This window comes from Mesorhizobium sp. M7D.F.Ca.US.004.03.1.1 (assembly GCF_003998635.1).
Taxonomy (GTDB): domain Bacteria; phylum Pseudomonadota; class Alphaproteobacteria; order Rhizobiales; family Rhizobiaceae; genus Mesorhizobium; species Mesorhizobium loti.
The window spans coordinates 1-2945 of the sequence record NZ_RZQG01000752.1; the positions used below are offsets into that span (position 1 = coordinate 1).

Below are 2945 nucleotides of genomic sequence, written 5' to 3' on the forward strand. Positions count from 1 at the left end.
TTTCGACACTGTGTTCAGGGCCTTTTCGAATGGCCTCAATTTCCTGCTCGACGGGCTGGTCGGCATCCTGCTGATGGTGCCGCCGGTGCTGCTGGCGCTGATCATCGCCGTCATCGCCTGGCTGCTGCAGCGCTCGCGGCCGCTCGCCATCGGCGTCTTTCTCGGCCTGATCTTCATCATCAACCAGAACCTGTGGAAGCAGACGGTGCAGACGCTGGTGCTGGTCGTCGCGGCCGCTGCCATGGCCATGGCCATCGGCGTGCCGCTCGGCATCTGGGCGGCGCACAAGCCGAAGGTCTATCGCGTCATGCTGCCGGTGCTCGACCTGATGCAGACGCTGCCGACCTTCGTCTACCTGATCCCGGTGCTGACGCTGTTCGGTCTCGGCAACGCGCCCGGCCTCATCGTCACCATCATCTTCGTCATTCCGACCGCGGTCAGGCTCACCCATCTCGGCGTCGTCTCGGTGCCGAAGTCGATCGTCGAGGCCGGCGAGGCTTTCGGCGCTACCAAGAGCCAGCTGTTGTGGAAGGTGGAACTGCCCTCGGCGCTGCCCACCATCATGGCCGGCCTGACGCAGTCGATCATGCTGTCGCTGTCGATGGTGGTGTTCGCCGCACTGATCGGCGCCGGCGGCCTCGGCACCGAGATCAACCGGGCGCTCGGCTCACGCCGCATCGATCTCGGGCTTGAGGCTGGCCTGGCAATCGTTGTGCTCGCCATCGTGCTCGACCGGATGACCCGAATTGCGGTTGGAGGCAAGAAATGACCGTCGCCGTCGATTTCAGGAACGTCGATATCGTCTTCGGCGCCGACCAGGCCGGATCGCTGGCGATGATCGATGCCGGCGCCACCCGCGCCGAGATCCTCGAAAAGACCGGCAATGTGCTCGGCTGCGCCGGCGCCAGCCTGACCGTGAACGAGGGTGAGATCTCGGTGCTGATGGGCCTCTCCGGCTCGGGCAAGTCGACATTGCTGCGGGCGGTCAACCGGCTGAATGTGGTGTCGCGCGGCCAGGTGCTGGTCAAGGATGGCGACAAGACCGTCGATGTCGTCACTTGCGACCAGGCGACCTTGCGGCGGCTGCGGCAGAAACAGGTGGCGATGGTGTTCCAGCAGTTCGGCCTGCTGCCCTGGCGCACGGTGGAGGAAAATGTCGGCCTCGGCCTCGAACTCGCCGGCGTGCCGGAAGCCGAGCGCAAGGAGCGCGTGCAACGCCAGCTCAAGCTGGTCAATCTCGACCAGTGGGCGAAGAAATACGCGCATGAGCTGTCGGGCGGCATGCAGCAGCGCGTCGGCCTGGCCCGCGCCTTCGCAACCGAGGCGCCGATCCTGTTGATGGACGAGCCGTTCTCGGCGCTCGACCCGCTGATCCGAACCAAGCTGCAGGATGAGTTGCTGCAGCTGCAGGCCGAATTGAAGAAGACCATCATCTTTGTCAGCCACGACCTCGAGGAGGCGCTGAAGATCGGCAGCCACATCACCATCATGGAGGGCGGCCGCATCGTGCAGACCGGCGCGCCGGAAGATATCGTGCTGCGCCCGGCCAACGACTATGTCCGCGACTTCATCGCCAATGTGAACCCGCTATCGGTGCTGACCGCCTGGAACGTGATGCGCGACCGTCGCGATCTGGAGCATGGCGACAATGGCTGGGTGTGGCTCGACCGGCGCAAGACGACGCGCTTCAAGATCGACGATCACGGGCTGGTGGCGGCGGCCGAACGCGACGGCAAGCCGGCGGTCTGGGTGTCATGCGCCGACGTCGAGGGCCAGCCGGAGGAACTGGCGCAGGTGTTCTGGGCCAATCCCGGCACCTCGCTGAAAACCGTGATGCTGGCCATGCACCGTTCGCAGACTGCACCGGTGGCACTGTTCGATGATCAATCGCGATTTGTCGGCGCCATCGGCATCCGCGATGTGTTGAGCGCGGTGCTGCGGCGGTAACCTTCGCCGTCAATTCAGCCCATAGGGCGGTTTATTGTTTTCGAGGGAACAGCCGGGTCGCATAATTGAGGTTGAGGAATGCGAAACGCGACGGTGGCTGCACTCATATACGAGTTTCTATTCGACGTTTACCGGCTAATCGACGCCGAGCGAGCGCACAACGAGTGGCTGCCAGACGAACATAGTGTGGTGCGCGAAGCCTTCTTTCACAGTTACATCAGCTGCTGGGAGTGGAGTACCTCGGTGCTGGAGGAGGTCGGCGCCACCAAGACCCTCCAGCTGCCGCACATTAGGCAAAACCCGAACAGGCGCAGTCCGTACAGCTACCCTTTAATGACCTTGGACGACTGTCGCGTTGCAGACTTTTCAGAGTTCGAGACATTCGACAATTATTGCTATGCAATGTTCACCTTTTACCAATTGATCGGTCAAACTTCGCGTGAGAACGAGGTCAATCTGGCCGTTCGGTCTCCCCGGTTCTTGGAGGCAGTCGCATCCAAGGACGATGTCTTCCTGATCGAGGACATTCATTGCGTTAAATTTAGACGAGATCGCTTCGAGGAAAAGGTGATGACGCGTTGGCGCGAGATACAACTTCGCATATTTCGACGCAAGGACCGCGTACTGAAATAGGCAACCAGCCTCTCCACCGCTCGTTGACCTATGCTGGTCGAAGTTGAGAGCAGACCGACGAAGAATCGGCCAACGAAACTGCCCTGTCGTTTGTAGCAGTCTTAAGCCGCCAGCGGCAGGCGCAGTTGCGTCAGCAGGCCACCGCCCGGGTTGTTGGACAGGCTGATCTCGCCGCCGGCGGCGCGCGCGATGTTGCGGGCGATGGTCAGGCCGAGCCCAAGACCACCGGTCTGGCGGTTACGCGATTGTTCGAGGCGCACGAAAGAGCCGAACACGGCGTCGATCTGGGCTTGGGGTATCCCAGGCCCTTCGTCGCGGATGGTGAGCAGGATCATGTTTTCCGACCGGCGCAGGCTGAGATGCGC

4 protein-coding genes are annotated in these 2945 nt (G+C 62.2%); 3 read left to right on the top strand and 1 reads right to left on the bottom strand.

Annotated elements, in window-relative coordinates; all coding sequences use genetic code 11:
* From choW to EN935_RS29210, 3 genes are all read left to right on the top strand, one after another.
* Positions 1–769 (top strand): choline ABC transporter permease subunit (gene choW, locus EN935_RS29200; protein WP_127373890.1); only part of this gene is annotated, 769 nt, incomplete at its 5' end.
* Positions 766–1947, top strand: coding sequence for a choline ABC transporter ATP-binding protein (gene choV / locus EN935_RS29205; protein ID WP_127262899.1), 1182 nt, complete (start codon positions 766–768; stop codon positions 1945–1947). The genes choW and choV, both read left to right, overlap by 4 nt.
* A 93-nt stretch (positions 1948–2040) precedes the next feature.
* Positions 2041–2580 (top strand): hypothetical protein, encoded by a 540-nt coding sequence (locus EN935_RS29210; protein WP_245468696.1) that lies wholly within the window; start codon positions 2041–2043, stop codon positions 2578–2580.
* A gap of 101 nt (positions 2581–2681) precedes the next feature.
* Here the strand turns inward: EN935_RS29210 and EN935_RS29215 are convergent.
* A partial coding sequence (locus EN935_RS29215) for an ATP-binding protein (protein WP_245489079.1) occupies positions 2682–2945 on the bottom strand: 264 nt, incomplete at its 5' end.

Coding starts and splice junctions, on each gene's coding strand:
- choV (WP_127262899.1), top strand. CDS start 766: ATGACCGTCGCCGTCGATTTCAGGAACGTCGATATCGTCTTCGGCGCC.